The 17,558-nt window shown below is 68.7% G+C and carries 12 protein-coding genes and 1 tRNA gene; 9 read left to right on the top strand and 4 right to left on the bottom strand.

Features of this window, described 5'->3' with window-relative positions:
- A partial coding sequence (locus tag RCJ92_RS10450) for a hypothetical protein (protein WP_446754512.1) occupies positions 1-1,634 on the bottom strand: 1,634 nt, incomplete at its 3' end.
- 240 nt (positions 1,635-1,874) lie between these two features.
- The gene (gene hrpA / locus RCJ92_RS10445; protein ID WP_446754511.1) at positions 1,875-5,834 is read right to left on the bottom strand and encodes an ATP-dependent RNA helicase HrpA; all 3,960 of its coding nucleotides are present in this window, start codon (positions 5,832-5,834) and stop codon (positions 1,875-1,877) included.
- A gap of 421 nt (positions 5,835-6,255) precedes the next feature.
- Here hrpA and RCJ92_RS10440 point away from each other — a divergent pair, with 421 nt between their 5' ends.
- From RCJ92_RS10440 to RCJ92_RS10430, 3 genes are all read left to right on the top strand, one after another.
- Complete coding sequence (locus RCJ92_RS10440; protein ID WP_138172990.1) at positions 6,256-7,254, top strand: ABC transporter substrate-binding protein; 999 nt, start codon at positions 6,256-6,258, stop codon at positions 7,252-7,254.
- A 93-nt stretch (positions 7,255-7,347) separates the two neighbouring features.
- A complete protein-coding gene (locus RCJ92_RS10435) occupies positions 7,348-8,277 on the top strand; it encodes an ABC transporter permease (RefSeq protein ID WP_446754510.1) in 930 nt (309 codons plus the stop codon).
- Positions 8,270-9,061 (top strand): ABC transporter ATP-binding protein, encoded by a 792-nt coding sequence (locus RCJ92_RS10430; RefSeq protein ID WP_138925955.1) that lies wholly within the window; start codon positions 8,270-8,272, stop codon positions 9,059-9,061. The genes RCJ92_RS10435 and RCJ92_RS10430 overlap by 8 nt, the downstream gene beginning before the upstream one ends.
- A gap of 97 nt (positions 9,062-9,158) precedes the next feature.
- Here RCJ92_RS10430 and RCJ92_RS10425 read toward each other — a convergent pair whose 3' ends face one another.
- A complete protein-coding gene (locus tag RCJ92_RS10425; RefSeq protein WP_446754509.1) occupies positions 9,159-9,281 on the bottom strand; it encodes a hypothetical protein in 123 nt (40 codons plus the stop codon).
- Positions 9,282-9,504: 223 nt separating this feature from the next.
- Positions 9,505-9,580, bottom strand: a tRNA-Arg gene (locus tag RCJ92_RS10420).
- Between the two features lie 159 nt (positions 9,581-9,739).
- On the opposite strand from RCJ92_RS10420, the gene argS reads away from it, so the two are divergent.
- The 6 genes from argS to RCJ92_RS10390 form a co-directional block, all read left to right on the top strand.
- Positions 9,740-11,386, top strand: a complete 1,647-nt coding sequence (argS, locus tag RCJ92_RS10415) for an arginine--tRNA ligase (protein WP_343833805.1) — start codon at positions 9,740-9,742, stop codon at positions 11,384-11,386.
- Positions 11,387-11,388: 2 nt separating this feature from the next.
- Positions 11,389-12,810, top strand: coding sequence for a diaminopimelate decarboxylase (gene lysA, locus RCJ92_RS10410; protein ID WP_138925956.1), 1,422 nt, complete (start codon positions 11,389-11,391; stop codon positions 12,808-12,810).
- Positions 12,811-12,882: 72 nt separating this feature from the next.
- Positions 12,883-14,151 carry a homoserine dehydrogenase gene (locus tag RCJ92_RS10405; protein ID WP_446754513.1) on the top strand — a complete coding sequence of 423 codons (1,269 nt, stop codon included), beginning with the start codon at positions 12,883-12,885 and terminating at the stop codon, positions 14,149-14,151.
- Between the two features lies 1 nt (position 14,152).
- Positions 14,153-15,253: a threonine synthase gene (gene thrC, locus RCJ92_RS10400; RefSeq protein ID WP_446754508.1), complete on the top strand. Its 1,101-nt coding sequence runs from the start codon at positions 14,153-14,155 to the stop codon at positions 15,251-15,253.
- Positions 15,254-15,391: 138 nt separating this feature from the next.
- Entirely contained in the window at positions 15,392-16,324 is a 933-nt protein-coding gene (gene thrB / locus RCJ92_RS10395) for a homoserine kinase (protein ID WP_446754507.1), read from the top strand.
- Between the two features lie 345 nt (positions 16,325-16,669).
- On the top strand, positions 16,670-17,558 hold an 889-nt coding region (locus RCJ92_RS10390), incomplete at its 3' end, for a Rho termination factor N-terminal domain-containing protein (protein WP_446754506.1).

The following is a 17,558-nucleotide window of genomic DNA, read 5'->3' as shown; positions in this document are numbered from 1 at the left end:
AACGCCTGACGCAGCTGGCCGGCGTCGAGCTCCACCCCGTGGGCGGTGACCCCGCGGCTGGTGATGCCATGGCCTTCGGCCAGGTCCATCAGGTCCTGCAACTGCATGTACACCACGACCTGCGGGGCGATGGTCTTCAACGCCCCGGCCCCGGTGACCCGGGCCCGCATCAAATCCAGCAGGGCCTGCAGCCTGCGCCGCGGCACCGCAGCCTCCACCCCCTCAACACGATCCGGGCCAGGACCCTCAGCGCTGTCTTGCTGAGCCGCGCCTGTCCCGATCGGGTTTGGGTCGGCTTCGTCCTGCTCGGTCAGGGGCTGGGTGAATCCCTGCGGGGTCGGGGTGCTGGCAGGACACGCCGTTCCGCGACCAGTACCGGTACCCGGCCGATCGGCTGCGGAAACACCGCTGTGCGGTGACACAGTCCCGGGACCGGCAGCCCCTGACCCGACGTCTGAATCGACAGCCGGGACGGCTTCAGCAGCATTCCCTGATTCCGTGTCGGTATTCCCTGGTTCCGTGTCGGTATTCCCTGGTTCCGTGTCGGCAATCCCTGGTTCCGTGTCGGGGTCGATCGCCCAGGGTGGTGGCGGCTGATCCGTGACCAGCCACGCCGGAACCTGCCCACTCTCTTCACCAGCACAGCCCTGGTCCCCACCACGGCCAGCACCGGTCGTTTCCCCAGAGAGGGTGCTGTCCTGGGTGTTGTCCTGGGGTCCGGGCTTGCCGGACCGGGACAGGCTCCGGGCCGCGGCCCCGGCCTGGGTACGTGGATTATCGGCCTGCGCGATCGCTGAACGCAGCAACTCCGCATCCAGCCCCTCCACCCGGATCAAATACTGATCCACCCCCAACACGGTCGCCCGACGGAAAATCCCGACCTCCGGTTTAGCCACCGACTCATTCGCCTTCCGATACCCGGTACACAACCCCGTCAACCGCTTCGCCGCGGTCACCGGGTCATGCTCCACCAGGATCTCGGTGGCGTGCTCCTCCAACAACCGCCCATCCCCGGCCCTGGCTGCGACTCCTGGCAACACCCCGGACAGTTCCTGCCCCACCACGGGTGGTTCCAACGCCTCCAACCGGCGGGCCGCGTCCCGCACCGGGCGCGGGTCCCGACCCGGATCCTGGAACAAACCAGCCAGCCGCTCAAACCGTGGGCCAGCGCCTTGCCCAGCACTGTTGCGTCGGGCCTGGACCCGGTGGGTGTCCTCCACCCGGGTACGGGCCTCGAAATAGTTGATCCCGACCCAGGACTCCAGCAACGCGGTGGTGTCCTTGTACACCGCCCGCCCGGTCGCGTACAGCACCGGGCCCTGGGTGTCGGCCGGGTTCTGCCGCAACCGGTCATACTCGCCCACTTCCAGCCGGTGGGCCCCGGTGGCTTCCAACGCGGCGATCGCGGCCAGTTGAGCGCGGATCACCGCCCGGTAGTGCTCTTCGACCCAGCTGGCCCCACCCAACGCGACCGGTGCCCGGTGGGTGGCCCCCACCAGTCCGGCCAGGTCGGTGAACAGGCCGGTACACAGTTCCTGGATTTCACGCAGCACCGTGCCATCTAGTGCCGCACCGTTGTGCCGCACCCGGTGGCGTACCACCTCAAGGGCCGTGGCCAGGGAAACCTGATTCATGCCACCTACCATCACCCACCAAACTTGGGCACCCCGCCCAGGCCCGGCGGGATGGGGATAACCCACGAACCCCCAAAATTCTTTCGGGGACCACCGGCCGGAAACACCCACCGGGAAACACCAACCGGGAAACACCGGCCGGAAACACCAGTGGGCCAGCCACCACCGGTGGCTGGCCCACAACACCCCACCCCGGGACCAGCCCTGCGGGCCAAACCCGGACCGGGTGCGGGAATGCGGTTAGAGCGCGGCAAGTCCTTCGGCGATGGCCTTGCGGATGCGCTTTTCGCTGACCGAGTAGGCAGTGCCCAGTTCCTGGGCGAACAGCGAGATGCGCATTTCCTCCAGCATCCACTTCACCTGGCGCAGGGTGTGGGGGACCGCGGCGCCGGCGGGGACCTTTTCCAGGGCCGCGTCGTACTCGTCCTCCAGTTTCTGGATCACCGTGATCGCCTGGGCGTCGCGCTGCACGGCGCCGGAGGTGAGCTTCTCCAGCCGGCGTTCGATGCCCTGCAGGTAGCGCGGCAGGCGCAGCAGGTTCATCGCCCCGGTCACCGCGATGAAGCCGGGGTAGATCAGCTGCTCCAGCTGGGAGCGGATGTCGCTGACGGCCTGGTAGAGCGCCAGTGAGTTGCTGGATTTGAGCTGCTTGGTGATCCGGGTGTAGCTGGTGAAGACCTTGGCGATGACCGCGGTGATCGAAAAGACGGTGTCGATCTGTTCGGCGCGCACACTGTGGAAGAGCGCTTCGAAGGCGGCGGCGTCCATAGGCAACTGTTCGGGGACGAGCTTGTCCACGGCGGCCATGGTGCAGTCGGCGATCAGTTCCTCGATGGAGCCGTGCGGGCTTTGGGTGAACACCAGTTTCTCGGTGTTGTTCAGGTGCCCGAGCACGAATTTGGTGGCCGGGGGCAGGCGCAGCATCAGCAGCCGGATGATGCCGCCGCGGTGGGCGGCGTCGCGTTCGGCGGCGGTGCGGAACACGCCCAGGCGCACGGAGCTGCCCTCGTCGGCCAGCCCCGGGTAGGCGGTGATCTGCTGCCCCATCACGGTGGTGCTTACCTGCTGCGGCAGCGCGGTGTGCTCGCCGGGCAGGTTCGGCCAGGTCTTCAGCCCGGCCTGCTCCCAGCCGCCGCCGGCGCCGGACTGCTGGGCGGCCTTGGCCGGGCCCTTGGCCTTCTTCGCGCCGGAGCGCGGGCCGGCGGCCGGGGTGCCGGGCTTGCCCGGGGTCGGGGCCGGGGTGGGGGAGTTGACCTGGGCGGCCAGGGCCTGGCGGTTGGCGGCGGCCAGCCGGTGTTGCAGGGTGGGCAGGTCATCGCCCTGGCCCAGGACCTTGCCGTTGGCGTCCAGCACCTCAAAGCCGAAGCGCAGGTGCTCGGGCAGCGCGGCGAAGTCGAACACGGCCGGATCCACCACGACCCCGCGCAGCCGGCGCAGCACCAGGGCCAGGGAGGTGGCCAGGTCATCGTGGGCCGGATCGAACTCGGCATCCAGCCTTTCCAGCGCCTGGCCGGCGACGTCGGGGGCGGGCACGAAGTTCTTGCGCACGTTCTTGGGCATGGAGCGGATCAGCGCGGTGATCAGCTCGTGGCGCAGCCCCGGGATCAGCCACTGGAAGCGGGCAGGGTCCAGCTGGTTCAGGAACACCACCGGCACCTGCAGGCTCACCCCGTCGCCCTCCCCGGCCCGGGCGGCCGGATTGTACGCGTACTTCAGCGGCAGCTCGATGGACCCGTGGCGCCAGGTGGTGGGGAAGGCGGCGTCATCCAGCTGCTCGGCGTCGGCCTCGATCAGCGCCTCGGGATCGAAGTCCAGCAGTGTCGGGTCGGTGGTGCGGGCCTTCTTCCACCAGCGGTCGAAGTGGCGCTCGGAGACGACCGAGGCGGGGATGCGCGCGTCGTAGAAGTCGAACAGGTCCTCGTCCGAGACCCGCAGGTCGCGCCGGCGCAGGCGGGTTTCCAGTTCGTCGATCTCCTGGAGCACCTGGCGGTTGCGGGCGAAGAACTTGTGGTGGGTGCGCCAGTCGCCCTCCACCAGGGCGTGGCGGATGAACAGGTCCCGGGCCAGCTCGGCGTCCACCCGCCAGTATTGGATGCGGCGCTGGGCGATGACCGGCAGCCCGAACAGGGTGACCTTCTCATAGCCGAGCACCGCGCCGTTGCGCTTGGACCAGTGCGGTTCGGAGTAGCTGTGCTTGAGCAGGTGCGGGGCGACCTGCTCCACCCATTCGGGGTTGATCGCCGCGTTGACCCGGGCCCAGAGCCGGGAGGTTTCCACCAGCTCGGCGGCCATCACCCAGCTGGGGGACTTCTTGAACAGCCCGGAGCCGGGGAAGATCGCAAAACGGGTGCCGCGCGCCCCGGTGTAGTCGCGCTTGCGTTCGTCGTACATCCCGATGTGGGAGAGCAGCCCGGCCAGCAGGCTCATGTGCACGGTGTCCTCGTTGGCGGCCGGGTTGATCGGTTCGGCGGCCACGCTGATCCCCAGCGGCTTGGCCAGCTGGCGTAGCTGGGTGAACAGGTCCTGCCATTCGCGCACCCGCAGGTAGTTGATGTGCTCGGCCTTGCACAGGCGGCGGAACGCGGAGGAGGAGAGCTCCTTCTGCTTTTCCTGCAGGTAGGCCCACAGGTTCAGCAGGGCGATGAAGTCGGACTTCTCGTCGGTGAAGCGCCGGTGCAGTTCCGCGGCGCGTTCGCGCTGCCCGGTTTCCTGGCTGGGCCGTTCGCGCGGGTCCTGGATGCTCAGCGCCGCGGTGAGCACCATCAGCTCCTTGGCAACCCCGCGCCGGGCCCCCTCCACGATCATCCGCCCCAGGCGCACATCCAGCGGCAGCTGGGCCAGCTGGCGCCCGATGTCGGTGACCTGGGCGGCCTTGTCGCTGGACAGGGCGCCCAGTTCGCGCAGCAGGTTCACCCCGTCGGTGATGGCGCGCATCTCCGGGGGCTGGACGAACGGGAAGCTGGCCACCTGGCCGGCGGAGCCCACCACGCCCAGGGAGATCATCTGCAGGATCACGCTGGCCAGGTTGGTGCGCCGGATCTCCGGGTCGGTGAATTCGGGGCGTGCCTCGTAGTCCTGCTGGGAGTAGAGCCGGATGGCGATGCCCTCCGAGACGCGCCCGCAGCGCCCCGAGCGCTGGTTCGCGCTGGCCTGGGAGACCCGTTCGATGGGCAGGCGCTGGACCTTGGTGCGGTGCGAGTAGCGGGAGATGCGCGCGGTGCCGGTGTCGATCACGTACTTGATGCCCGGCACGGTCAGCGAGGTTTCGGCCACGTTCGTGGCCAGGATGAGGCGCGGGGTGGGGCCGGGGTGGAAGACCTTGTGCTGCTCGGCCAGGGACAGGCGGGCGAACAGCGGCAGGATCTCATAGCGCGGCAGGCGCCGGTTGCCGGCCACCAGGGTGCGCAGCGCGTCGGCGGCGTCGCGGATTTCGCGTTCGCCGGAGAAGAAGATCAGGATGTCCCCGGGTTCCTCCCGGGACAGTTCGCGCACCGCCTCGGTGACCGCGTCCAGCGGGTCGCGGTCATCTTCCAGCGAGTCGCCGTTGGCGTCCTCCTCCGCCTCGTCCCCGAGCGGCTCGTCCAGCGGCCGGTAGCGGATCTCCACGGGGTAGGTGCGTCCGGAGACCTCCAGGATCGGGGCCGGTTCGGTCTGCCCGTCGGGCAGGGTGCGCCCAAAGTGGGCAGCGAAGCGTTCGGGGTCGATGGTCGCCGAGGTGATGATGATCTTCAGATCCGGGCGCCGGGGCATGATCTGCTTCAGGTACCCGAGCAGGAAGTCGATGTTCAGGCTGCGTTCGTGCGCCTCGTCGATGATGATCGCCGAGTATTTCTTCAGCAGCTTGTCGCGCTGGATCTCGGCCAGCAGGATGCCGTCGGTCATCACCTTCAGCTGGGTGCGCCGGGACACCTCGCCGGTGAAGCGCACGTGGAAGCCGACCTCGTCGCCGATCTTGGTGCCCAGCTCCTCGGCGATGCGTTCGGCCACGGTGCGTGCTGCCAGGCGGCGGGGCTGGGTGTGCCCGATCATCCCGCGTTCGGCCAGGCCCAGCTCCAGCAGCATCTTGGGCAGCTGGGTGGTTTTTCCCGAACCGGTTTCGCCGGCGATGATCACGACCTGGTTGTTGCGCACCGCGTCGAGGATGTCCTCGCGGCGGGCCGAGACGGGCAGTGCGTCGGGATATGAGATCTGTAGCGCCATGATACTGCCAATTCTAGGGCGGCGGCCCGGCAAACCGCGAAGCCGCCGGTTTTGCGGGCGGCGCCTGCGGGATCGGCGCGGGGAACCGGACCTGCGCGGTGTTGCCCCAAATCACAGCGCGGCAAAGTCAAATATGCATTTCGTCCACGGGTGCCCCGCCCGCGCCCGGGCCCGATGTACGTATCGGCCAGCGGGAGCGGGAATGGGCGGAAAAGTTCGACGAAATCCGGTGCATCGAATAAAAAGTGTCTACGACAGGCGCAAAGCCGTGGGCGAAGTGAGTTCTTTCACATGTAAGATCATGGGTAATCGTCATCACGTGGCAAGGACGCCGGCGGTAGCGGTCCCGGACCCCGGCGCCATCCGTGCCAGCTCGTGGTGGGGAGCACTCACTCGCATAGGGGACTTCGAAAGGAAGACGATGAAACGCTTCACGGCCATGAAATTCGCCGCGCTGGCGGCAACCGGTGCGCTCGCGCTGACCGCCTGCGGCAGCAATGGGGGAGGCAGCGGCGACGCGCCCGCCGAGGGCGAAACCGTCAAGATCGGCATCTCGCAGATTACCTCGCACCCGTCCCTGGACGCGGTGGTCAGCGGCTTCAAGAAGGGCATGGCCGACGCCGGCTACGAGGGCGATAAGGTCCAGTACGACGACAACAACGCGCAGGGCGACCAGGCCACCAACACCTCCATCGTGGGCAAGTTCGCCTCGGATTCGGACATGGACCTGGTGCTGGCCGTGGCCACCCCGACCGCGCAGGCCGCCGCCCAGGCGGTCACCAACATCCCGGTGGTCTTCTCCGCGGTCACCGACCCGGTGGATGCCAAACTGGTGCAGTCCAATGAGGAACCGGGCGCGAACGTGACCGGCACCTCGGACAAGAACCCGGTCGACGAGCAGCTGGCACTGCTGAAGGAACTGGCCCCGGACGCCAAGACCGTGGGCATCGTCTACTCCTCGGGTGAGGCGAACTCCGTGGTCCAGGTGAAGTGGGCGAAGGAAGCGGCGCAGAAGCTGGGCCTGGAGATCAAGGAGTCGGCGATCTCCGCCTCCAGCGAGGTGCAGCAGTCGGCGAACTCGCTGGACGTTGACGCCTTCTACGTGCCGACCGACAACGCGGTGGTTTCCGCGCTGGAGGGCCTGCTGCAGACCGCGAACAACAAGAAGGTCCCGGTCATCGCCGCTGACGGCGAATCGGTCAAGCGCGGCGCGACCGCCACCTACGGCATCAACTACGAGAAGCTGGGCGAGCAGACCGCGGCCATGGCCGTGAAGCTGCTCAAGGGTGAGGCCGAGGCCAAGACCCTGCCGGTGGAAACCCTGCAGGACGTGGACCTCTACCTGAACGAAGAGGCGGCGAAGAAGATCGACATGCAGTTCCCGCAGGAACTGGTCGACAAGGCCGCTGAAGTCTACTAAACCGGCAACCATCCAGGGCGAAGGCGAGGCGAGGGCAGGTGTTGCCTCGCCTTCGTCATGGGCACCAACTTCTCACAACTCAAGGATCCAAAAATGATCACAGCGGTTGAACTTGGCCTGATATATGCCGTGATGGCACTAGGGGTCTACCTCACCTTCCGCATCCTGGATTTCCCGGACCTGACGGTCGACGGGTCATTCACCACCGGGGCCGCGACGGCCTCGATCGGCATCGTCAACGGGATGAACCCGCTGCTGGCCACCGCGCTGGCGTTCCTGGCCGGGGCCGTGGCCGGGGTCATCACCGGCCTGCTGCACACCAAGGGCAAGATCGACGGGCTGCTGGCCGGTATCCTCACGATGATCGCCCTGTATTCGATCAACCTGCGCATCATGGGCAAGGCGAATGTGCCGCTGCTGGGGCAGGACACCCTGATCAGCCCGCTGCGCCAGGCCGGGATCCTGGGCACCTGGACCTCGGTGGCGCTGATGTTCGCCGGCTGCCTGGTCGCGGTCGCGATCGTGGTGTGGTTCCTGCACACCCAGCTGGGCATGGCGATGCGCGCCACGGGTGACAACGAGGAAATGATCCGCTCCTTCGGGGTGAGCACCGACAACCAGAAGATCCTGGGCCTGGCGCTCTCCAACGGTATGGTCGGGCTCTCCGGTGCACTGATCGCCCAGTTCCAGGGCTTCGCCGACATCGGCATGGGCATCGGGTTGATCCTGATCGGCCTGGCCTCGGTGATCGTGGGCCAGGCGATCTTCTCCCAGCGCTGGATCTGGCTGGCGGCGCTGGCCGTCGTCTTCGGCGCGGTGATCTACCGCCTGGTGATCCAGCTGGCGCTCAGCGCCGGCATGGAGGTCAACGACATGAAGCTGATCTCCGCGGTGCTGGTGGTGGCCGCGCTGCTGCTGCCCAAGTGGAAGGGCTTCCAGAAGCTGGTCAAGGCCGTCAAGCGCCCCGAACGCGACCAGATCGTTGAATCCTCCAAGGAAGAAGAGGTCAGCGCCAATGCTTGAGATCACCAACCTGTCGCGCACGTTCTTCCCGGGCACCGTGAATGAACGCAAGGCGCTGCGCAACATCAACCTGAGCCTGGACGCCGGGGAGTTCGTGACCGTGATCGGCTCGAACGGCGCCGGCAAGTCCACGGTGCTGAACATGGTCGCCGGCAAGCTGCAGCCCGATGTGGGCACGGTGAGCATCGACGGGAAGAACGTCACCCGGATGGCCGACTTCGCCCGCGCCCGGTACATCGGGCGGGTCTTCCAGGACCCGATGGCCGGCACCGCCCCGACCATGACGATCGAGGAGAACATGTCCCTGGCCTGGGCGCGCGGGAAGTTCCGCGGGCTGGGCCTGGGGGTGACCCCGAAGAAGCGCGAACTGTTCGCCCGTGAGCTGGCGAGCCTGGAACTGGGGCTGGAGCACCGGCTGAAGACGAAGGTGGGCCTGCTTTCCGGCGGGCAGCGCCAGGCGCTGAGCCTGCTGATGGCCACGTTCTCCGAACCGAAGATCCTGCTGCTCGACGAGCACACCGCGGCGCTGGACCCGCAGCGCGCGGCGCTGGTCTCCCGGCTGACCAACGACATCGTCCAGCGCCACCGGCTGACCACGCTGATGGTCACCCACAACATGGAGCAGGCGCTGCAGCTGGGCACCCGGCTGATCATGATGCACGACGGGCAGATCATCCTGGATTTGAACCAGCAGGAAAAGTCGGCGATGACCGTCAAGGACCTGCTCGGCGAGTTCGAGAAGATCAAGGGCGCGCAGCTCGATGACCGCACCATGCTGCAGTAGCCGGCGCTTGCTGCCCTAGCGGCACCAACCCCGCAGGCCGCGGCCCCACCCTCCTTTGCGAGGTGGGGCCGCGGCCTGCGCCGGTTAAGCCGTGGGGCTAGGCATCCTCGTGCAGGTGGCGCACCACCCGGGCCGAGACCCCGGCCGCCACCGCGTTTTCCGGCACGCCAGCGGTGAGCACGGCCCCGACGGCGATGACGGCGTTCTGCCCGATCCTCACCCTGCAGGTCCATGGGGGTAACCCTTCCGGTGCTGGTGCGGTGCCAGCTGGTATCCGGCCGGGGCCGTGCCGCCTTCGAACCTAGGGGCAGCATCGATCCAAAGGCAGCGTCGATTCTCGGTTTAGCCTGCCGCCACTGGGTGCTTCAGCCCGCACCTGGGTGCGAAACCGGGGGTGGGAAGAAAAACAAGACCCGCACCAGAACTGGTGCGGGTCTTGTCGTTGGTGCCCTCGAAAGGAATCGAACCTTCGGCCTTCTGTTCCGGAGACAGACGCTCTATCCACTGAGCTACGAGGGCGAATCGCGTTGGCGACAGGGTTGAGCTTATCAGGTTGGGGCACCGGTTGCGCAAATCGACGCCCGCGGTGATCAACCGAACAGCCCTGGCACCGGCTTTCCTGTGTCCGGGCACGTCACGAGCGGGCGCCAAGCGTGGCCGAACCGTTATTGTTTAAGGGTGACTCCAGAAGAACTCTCCGCTGCCATATCCGCATGCCTGACCCAGGCCGTCGCCGATGGGGACATTTCGGTCGATATCCCCGACACCGTGCGTGTTGACCGACCCAAGAGCCGCGAGCACGGCGACTGGGCGACGAACATTGCCCTGCAGCTGGGCAAGAAGGCCGGCATGGCCCCGCGTGACTTCGCCACCATCCTGGCCGAGCGGCTGCGCCAGGTTCCCGGGATCGGGGCGGTGGACATAGCCGGCCCCGGCTTCTTGAACATCACCCTGGATGCGGCCGCCGCCGGGGAGCTGGCCCGCTCCATCGTGCAGGCGGGCGAAGCCTACGGGCAGAACCAGGCGCTGACCGGGCACGTGGTCAACATGGAGTTCGTCTCGGCGAACCCCACCGGCCCGCTGCACATCGGGCACACCCGCTGGGCGGCGCTGGGCGATGCGATCGCCCGCGTGCTGCGCGCCTCGGGGGCGCAGGTGACCAGCGAGTACTACATCAACGACGCCGGCAACCAGATGAACGTGTTCGCCACCAGCGTCTACAACCGGATGCACGGCCTGCCGGTGCCCGAGGGCGGCTACCCGGGCGAATACATCAAGGAGCTGGCCGACGTCGTGCTCGCCCAGGCCCCGGAACTGGCCGAGGCCGAACTGGGTGCGGCGCTGCCGCAGATCCGCGAACTGGCCTACGCCGCGCAGATGGCCGACATCAAGTCCACCCTGCAGGACTTCGGGGTCAGCTTCGACGTGTTCTTCTCCGAGGCGAAGCTGCATGAGGCCGGGGCGGTGGCCGACGCGGTGGCCCGGCTGCGCGAACAGGGGCACATCTTCGACCAGGACGGTGCGGTGTGGCTGCGCACCACAGACTTCGGGGACGACAAGGACCGCGTGCTGATCCGCGCGAACGGGGAGCCGACCTACTTCGCGGCCGACGCCGCCTACTACCTGTCCAAGAAGGACCGCGGGTTCATCGAGAAGATCTACCTGCTGGGCGCCGACCACCACGGGTACGTGAACCGCCTGAAGGCCATCGCCGCCTGCGCGGGGGATGACAAGGAGAAGAACATTGAGGTGCTGATCGGGCAGCTGATCAGCGTCAACGGGGCGAAGCTGTCCAAGCGCGCCGGGAACATCATCGAGCTGCGCGACCTGATCAACTGGCTGGGCGCCGACGCGCTGCGCTACTCGCTGGCCCGCTACCCGGCCGATTCGCCGATCGCGCTGGACCCGGAGCAGCTGAAGAAGAACACGAACGACAACCCGGTGTTCTACGTGCAGTACGCCCACGCCCGCTCCCGCGCCGCGGCGCGCACCGCCGCGGAAAAGGGCGTGGAGCGCACCGCGCAGGGCTTTGACGCCTCCCTGCTGACCCATCGAAGCGAAAACGAGCTGCTGGCGCTGCTGGGGCAGTTCCCCTCCGTGGTGGCCTCCGCTGCGCAGCTGCGCGAACCGCACCGCATCGCCCGCTACCTGGAGCAGGTGGCCGGGGCCTACCACTCCTGGTACGGCGCCTGCCGCGTCACCCCGATCGGCGACGGCGCGATCGAGCCGGTGCACACCACCCGCGTGTGGCTGAACGATGCGACCACCACGGTGCTGGCCAACGGCCTGCGCCTGCTGGGCGTGACCGCCCCCGAAAGGATGTAGCAATGAGCCAATCCCCACTGGCCCCCGAATGGCTGGGCTACCCCCAGGACGTCAACCAGCTGCGTGAGCGCGAATGGCCGCACGGGGTGGGCCGCGACTCGGACGGCGAGCTGACCGTGCAGGGGGTGAAGGTCACCGACCTGGCCCGCGAGTTCGGCACCCCGCTGTTCGTGCTGGACGAGGAGGACTTCCGCGCCCGCGCGGCCGAGTTCAAGCGCGCCTTTGACAACGCGTTTGACCGGCTGTGCGGCGGGGTGGACGTCTACTACGCCGGCAAGGCGTTCCTGTGCACCGAGGTGGCCCGCTGGGTGACCGAGGAGGGCCTGCGCCTGGACACCTGCTCCGGCGGGGAACTGCTGGTCGCCCAGCACGCCGGGGTGCCGGCGCAGAACCTGTCGCTGCACGGGAACAACAAGTCGGTGGGGGAGATCGCCCGGGCCATCGAACTGGGCGTGGGGCGCATCGTGGTGGATTCGCTCGACGAGCTGGAGCGGGTGGCCGCGCTGGCGCTGAACTCGGGCACCAGGGCCAACGTGATGCTGCGCCTGACCCCCGGGGTGCACGCCTCCACCCACGAATACATTGCCACCGCCCACGAGGACCAGAAGTTCGGCCTGTCGATCCAGCCCGGCGCCTCGGGCACCTCCGCGGCGCTGACCGCGATCGGGTACGCGGCCAAGCACGAGTGGATCAACCTGCTGGGCCTGCACGCCCACATCGGGTCGCAGATCTTCGAGGCCGAGGGCTTCGCGGTGGCCGCGCGCACGATGCTGGCGGTGATCGCAGAGGCGAAGGCGCGCTACGACGTGGTGCTGCCGGAACTGGACCTGGGCGGCGGCTACGGGATCGCCTACACCCAGGCCGATGACCCCTCCACCCCGCAGCAGATCGCCGATGAGCTGGCCGTGGTGGTCGGCCAGGCGGCGGAGGAACTGGGGCTCCAGGTGCCGCGGATCTCCATCGAGCCGGGCCGGGCGATCGCCGGGCCCTCGACCTTCACGCTGTACGAGACCGGGGTGCGCAAGGACGTGAGCGTGGACCTGCCCGAGGGCGGCACCGCCACCCGGCGCTACATCTCGGTCAACGGGGGGATGAGCGACAACGCCCGCCCGGTGCTCTACGACGCGGACTACACCGCGGCGCTGGCCAACCGTGTGACGCAAAGCGACGCAATTATTTCCCGCGTAGTTGGGAAACACTGCGAGTCAGGTGACATAGTCGTACGAGACGTCTACCTGCCCGAGGATGTGTCCTACGGTGATCTGCTGGCCGTGCCGGCCACCGGGGCGTACTGCTGGGCGCTGTCGAGCAACTACAACTACCTCACCCGCCCGGCCGTGGTGGCGATCAAGGACGGCACGCCGCGCCTGATCATCCGCAGGGAGACCGAATCCGATTTGTTGGCCCGTGACATGGGAGTGTAATTGAGCGCTAAGGACAGCCCGAGCGACAAGCCCAGCCCGAACGCTGCACGCAGCGGCGCCGGCCCCCGGCGCCTGAAGGTCGCCCTGCTGGGGTGCGGCACCGTCGGCGCCCAGGTGGCGCGGATCCTGCTTCAGGACGCGGCCGAGCTGGCCGCACGCAGCGGTGCGCAGCTGGAACTGATCGGCATCGCGGTGCGCAACACCGCGACCCGGCGCGACGTGCAGCTGCCGGCCGAGCTGTTCACCACCGACGCGGCTTCGCTGATCGACCAGGCCGATGTGGTCATCGAGCTGCTGGGCGGGCTGGACCCGGCCGGGACCTACATCCAGCGGGCGCTGCGCCGCGGGGCGTCGGTGATCACCGGGAACAAGGCGCTGATCGCCGCCGAGGGGGCCGGGCTGGGCGCGCTGGCCGCCGAGAACGGCGCGCAGCTGCGCTACGAGGCCGCGGTGGCCGGGGCGATCCCGATCCTGCGCCCGATCGCCGACTCACTGGCCGGGGACCACATCACCAAGGTGCTGGGTATCGTCAACGGCACCACGAACTTCATCCTGGACGCCATGGATTCCACCGGCGCCGCGTTTGGCGACGTGCTCGCCGAGGCGCAGCAGCTGGGCTACGCGGAGGCGGACCCGACCGCGGACGTGGAGGGGCACGATGCGGCGGCCAAGGCCGCGATCCTGGCCTCCCTGGCCTTCCACACCGAGGTGGCCATGGACCAGGTGCACTGCCAGGGCATCACCCAGATTACCGCGCAGGACGTGGCCGACGCGAAGGCCTCGGGCTACGTGATCAAGCTGCTGGCGATCGCCGAACGCACCGAAGCGGGCATCTCCGCCCGCGTGCACCCGGCCCTGCTGGAGCGCAGCCACCCGCTGGCCAGCGTGCGCGGGGCGTTCAACGCGGTGTTCGTCGAGGCCGAGAACGCCGGGGACTTGATGTTCTACGGCGCCGGGGCCGGGGGAGCGCCCACCGCCAGCGCCGTTATGGGCGACGTGGTCTCCGTGGCCCGGCGCCTGGCCTCCGGCGGGCCGCTGCCGCTGAGCTCGCACACCAGCCCCGCCACGCTGGTGGACTTCGCGCACATCGACACCCGCTACTGGATTGGCCTGTCGGTCAGCGACCAGCCCGGGATGCTGGCCAGGATCGCCACCGTGTTCGCCGAGCACGGGGTCTCGATCGAGGCGATGAACCAGTCCGCCGCCGACGACGGCAGCGCGCACCTGCGCATCCTCACCCACCGGGGCGCCGAGGCGGCGCTGAGCTCCACCGTCCAGGCCCTGGGGGCGCTGGACACCGTGGCATCCGTAACATCCGTTTTGAGAGTTGAAGGAAACTAACGTGGCCCATCAGTGGCGCGGAGTGATCCGCGAATACGCCGACCGCCTGCCGGTGACCGAAGCGACCCGGGTGATCACCCTGGGCGAGGGCGGCACCCCGCTGGTGCACGCCCCGGCCCTGAGCGAGCACACCGGCAACCAGGTGTACCTGAAGGTGGAGGGGATGAACCCCACCGGCTCCTTCAAGGACCGCGGGATGACCATGGCGATCACCGCCGCCGTTGCCGCCGGGGCGAAGGCCGTGGTGTGCGCCTCCACCGGCAACACCTCGGCCTCCGCCGCCGCCTACGCCACCCAGGCCGGGCTGAAGTGCGCGGTGCTGGTGCCCGACGGGAAGATCGCCATGGGCAAGCTCTCCCAAGCCGTCGCCCACGGCGCGCAGATCCTGCAGGTGAACGGCAACTTCGACAACTGCCTGGACGTGGCGCGCAAGCTGAGCGAAAACTACCCGGTGTTCCTGGTCAACTCCGTGAACCCGGCGCGCATCCAGGGGCAGAAGACCGGCGCCTTTGAGGTCGTGGACTTCCTGGGCGACGCCCCGGACTACCACCTGCTGCCGGTGGGCAACGCCGGGAACATCACCGCGTACTGGAAGGGCTACACCGAATACGCGGCCGCGTACACCAACCCGGCCGGGCAGGTGCTGCCGGCGGTGGCCACCAAGCGCCCGATCATGTGGGGCTTCCAGGCCGAGGGCGCGGCCCCGATCGTCAAGGGCCACCCGGTGACCGAACCGGACACCATCGCCACCGCGATCCGCATCGGCAATCCCGCCTCCTGGCAGCAGGCCGAGGCGGCCCGCGACGAGTCCGGCGGGCTGATCGACTCGGTGAGCGATGAGCAGATCCTGGCCGCGCACCGCTGGCTCTCCTCCCGGGAGGGCGTGTTCGTCGAACCGGCCTCCGCCGCCGGGGTGGCCGGGCTGCTCAAGCACCACGCGGCCGGCAACGCCCCGACCGGCAAGAGCATCGTGATCACGGTGACCGGGCACGGGCTGAAGGACCCGGACTGGGCGCTGAAGAACCAGGACGGCTCCGGCGTGGCCCCCACCAAGGTCGGCTACGACGTGGTCGAGGTCGCCGCGGCCCTGGGCCTGGCCTAGCCCGGCACGCCCCCCGCGGGCCCCGCGCCCCGGGCTCCGCGCCAACCCCTGCGGGCACCACCCGCACCCACCCATCTGCAGTCCCGCAGGCCGCCGGCACCCCGGCGGCCTGCGGTGCTCATTGACCTGGCAGGACACATGACAGCACCGATCACCCTGGGCCAGCACCTGCGCGTGGCCCCACCGGCCACCTCCGCGAACCTCGGCCCCGGCTTCGACTCCTTCGGCCTGGCCCTGGAGTTCCGTGACGAACTGCGCGTGCGCACCGCCAAGCACACCCGGGTCACCCTGGCCGGGGAGGGCGCCGGGCAGCTGCCGCGCGACGAATCCCACCTGATCGTGCGCAAGATCCGCGAATACTGGGCGGCGCGCGGCGCCCAGCCGGTGGGAATCGAATTGGAGGCGGTCAACCGGATCCCGCACGCCCGCGGGATGGGGTCCTCCGCCGCGGCGATCGTCGCCGCCTACGCCGCCGCCGACGCCCTGCTGCCGGCCGAGCTGCGCGGGGGCACCGAGGTGGTGTTCCAGGCCGCGGCCGCATGGGAGGGGCACCCGGACAACGTGGCCCCGGCCGTCTACGGCGGGCTGTCGATCTCGCTGACGAACCCCGAGGGCAGCTTCACCGCGCACCGGGTACCGGTGCACTGCTCGGTGCGCGCGGTCCTGGCGGTGCCCGACGCCGGGCTGTCCACCGAGGTGGCCCGCGGGGTGCTGCCCCAGGCCGTCCCGCACGCGGTGGCCGCCGCGAACTCGGCGCGCGCCGCCCTGCTGGTGCACGCCCTGGCCACCGACCCGGCCCAGTTGCTGGCCGGCACCGAGGACTTCCTGCACCAGCACTACCGGGCCGAGGCGATGCCCGAAAGCAGCGCGCTGCTGGCCCGGCTGCGCGGGGAGGGGCTCGCCGCGGTGATCTCCGGCGCCGGTCCGACCGTGCTGGTGCTGGTGGCCGACAACACCCAGCTGGGGCAGGCCGCTCAGCTGATCGAGGCGTTTAATGCCACATCCACCGGTTCCTGGCGTTGCGAAATTCCCGCCATTGCGTCAACGGGTGTTACAGTAGAGGTGCTGTAGCACTCATAGCAGGCCGGGAGTTTAGACACCTTCACCAAGGGAAGACCCTGTGGCCACCGTGTTGCGGAGGACGCCAGAAGCACGATCTGGCGGTTTTCGCGCAAACATTCCGGTTTCTTTACTGCTGTCTTACGGCACCCGAGTTTGATATCCCCCAGCGCGTCCGCATTTGGTGCCGAGGTGATATCTCTCTTTCCATATCAATCGCGCCCCACCTTAAAAGTTTCATCGCCAAGGTGACGCGACTGACAGGTGCAGCAGATGGCTCCGTCTGGGGCGCTGCACCGGATTTAGGCACAGTGGGTCGGTGAGACCGACCCGCCCTACCAGTCAGAAGGAACATTCGTGACCGAAACCACGAGCCTCACCGAAGGCGTGGACAACCAGACTTCCACCAAGAGCGCCGGACTGGCATCCCTGAAGATGGTTCAGCTGCAGCAGCTGGCCTCCCAGTTGGGCATTACCGGCGGTTCGCGCATGCGCAAGGCCGAACTTGTTGCCGCGATCAGCTCGCACCAGCGCGGCGGCGCGGTCGCCGACCGCGAAGCCAAGGAGTCGGCGAAGTCGGCCGCCGAGACCGGGACCGATGAGGCCGCGCAGCAGCCGGCCAAGGCCACCCGCACCCGCCGCAGCACCAAGCCCGCCGCCGATGCCGAGGCCGCCGCCGAGAGCGCCGAAGCCCCAGCCGAGAAGAAGCCGGCCACCCGCCGCGGCTCGCGCCGCGTCACCGACCCGGGCAAGGTCTCCGAGACCGCCGACGCCCCGGCACAGGACACCGCAGCCCAGCCCGAGCCGCAGGGCGAGGCCAAGGCCGAGGAAGGCGAGCCGCGCAAGAAGAACACCCGCCGCGCCTCATCCAAGGCCCAGGCCCCGGCCGAGACCTCCGAAACCCCGGCCAAGGCCGAGGGCGGGGAGAAGGGCGAAACCCAGGACGCAGAGAAGGACTCGACCCAGCGCGAGGAGCGCGGCCGCGGACGCAACACCCGTTCGCGCAACCGCCGCGATGCCAGCCAGGACGCCGAGCAGGGCACCGAGGCCAGCGACGAGGGCCAGGAGCGCGGCGAACGCCAGGACCGTTCCGAGCGCAACGACCGCAACGACCGCAATGGCCGTGGCCGCAACCGCCGCGACCAGCAGGACTCCTCCCAGGACGATAGCTCCGAGGGCGAGGAAGGCCAGGAGCGCGGTGAGCGCCAGGACCGTTCCGAGCGCGGGGACCGCAATGAGCGCAATG

Source organism: Glutamicibacter sp. BSL13, from assembly GCF_052928425.1.
This window is presented reverse-complemented; position numbering and strand designations above follow the sequence as displayed.

Bases quoted from the DNA above. Each gene is read 5' to 3' on its own strand.
- hrpA (WP_446754511.1), bottom strand. From the start codon at position 5,834: ATGGCGCTACAGATCTCATATCCCGACGCACTGCCCGTCTCGGCCCGC.
- RCJ92_RS10440 (WP_138172990.1), top strand. From the start codon at position 6,256: ATGAAACGCTTCACGGCCATGAAATTCGCCGCGCTGGCGGCAACCGGT.
- RCJ92_RS10435 (WP_446754510.1), top strand. From the start codon at position 7,348: ATGATCACAGCGGTTGAACTTGGCCTGATATATGCCGTGATGGCACTA.
- RCJ92_RS10430 (WP_138925955.1), top strand. From the start codon at position 8,270: ATGCTTGAGATCACCAACCTGTCGCGCACGTTCTTCCCGGGCACCGTG.
- lysA (WP_138925956.1), top strand. From the start codon at position 11,389: ATGAGCCAATCCCCACTGGCCCCCGAATGGCTGGGCTACCCCCAGGAC.
- thrB (WP_446754507.1), top strand. From the start codon at position 15,392: ATGACAGCACCGATCACCCTGGGCCAGCACCTGCGCGTGGCCCCACCG.